Source organism: Ruegeria sp. BG5 (assembly GCF_056538425.1).
On sequence record NZ_JBQFTC010000018.1, the window covers coordinates 1 to 1,178 of the forward strand.

Below are 1,178 nucleotides of genomic sequence, written 5' to 3' on the forward strand. Positions count from 1 at the left end.
ATGGCAAAGGAAAAGTTTGAGCGTACAAAACCGCACGTCAACATCGGCACGATTGGCCACGTTGACCACGGAAAGACCACGCTGACCGCAGCAATCACCAAGTATTTCGGTGACTTCAAAGCGTATGACCAGATCGACGGCGCGCCGGAAGAGAAAGCGCGCGGCATCACCATCTCGACCGCCCACGTGGAATACGAGACCGACAACCGCCACTATGCGCACGTTGACTGCCCCGGCCACGCCGACTACGTCAAGAACATGATCACCGGTGCCGCCCAGATGGACGGCGCGATCCTGGTTGTGAACGCTGCTGACGGCCCGATGCCGCAGACGCGTGAGCACATCCTGCTGGGCCGCCAGGTTGGCATCCCGAAGATGGTCGTGTTCCTGAACAAAGTTGACCAGGTCGACGACGAAGAGCTGCTGGAACTGGTTGAGATGGAAGTTCGCGAACTGCTGTCCAGCTACGAATACCCCGGCGACGATATTCCGATCGTTGCAGGTTCGGCTCTGGCCGCGATGGAAGGCAACAACCCGGAAATCGGCGAAGAGAAAATCAAGGAACTGATGGCGGCTGTTGATGACTACATCGACACGCCTGAGCGTGCTGTTGACCAGCCGTTCCTGATGCCGATCGAAGACGTGTTCTCGATCTCGGGCCGTGGTACCGTTGTGACCGGTCGTGTCGAGCGTGGCGTGATCAACGTTGGCGACGAGATTGAAATCGTCGGCATCCGCGACACCGCGAAAACCACCTGCACCGGCGTTGAAATGTTCCGCAAGCTGCTGGACCGCGGTGAAGCAGGCGACAACATCGGCGCCCTGCTGCGTGGTGTGGATCGTGACGGTGTTGAGCGTGGCCAGGTTCTGTGTAAGCCGGGTTCGGTTACACCGCACACCAAGTTCGAAGCCGAAGCCTACATCCTGACCAAGGAAGAAGGCGGTCGTCACACCCCGTTCTTCGCGAACTACCGTCCGCAGTTCTACTTCCGTACAACTGACGTGACCGGCACCGTGACCCTGGCCGAAGGCACCGAGATGGTCATGCCCGGCGACAACGTGTCGTTCGGCGTTGAGCTGATCGCACCGATCGCGATGGAAAACGGTCTGCGCTTCGCCATCCGCGAAGGTGGCCGCACCGTTGGTGCGGGTGTTGTTTCCAAAATTATTGAATAATT

The 1,178-nt window shown here is 58.7% G+C and carries 1 protein-coding gene; it reads left to right on the forward strand.

Annotated elements, in window-relative coordinates; genetic code table 11:
• Window positions 1-1,176, forward strand: a 1,176-nt coding sequence (gene tuf / locus ACR0KX_RS21070; protein ID WP_170456881.1) for an elongation factor Tu, incomplete at its 5' end; no start/stop codon positions are given.
• Between the last annotated feature and the right edge of the window lie 2 nt (window positions 1,177-1,178).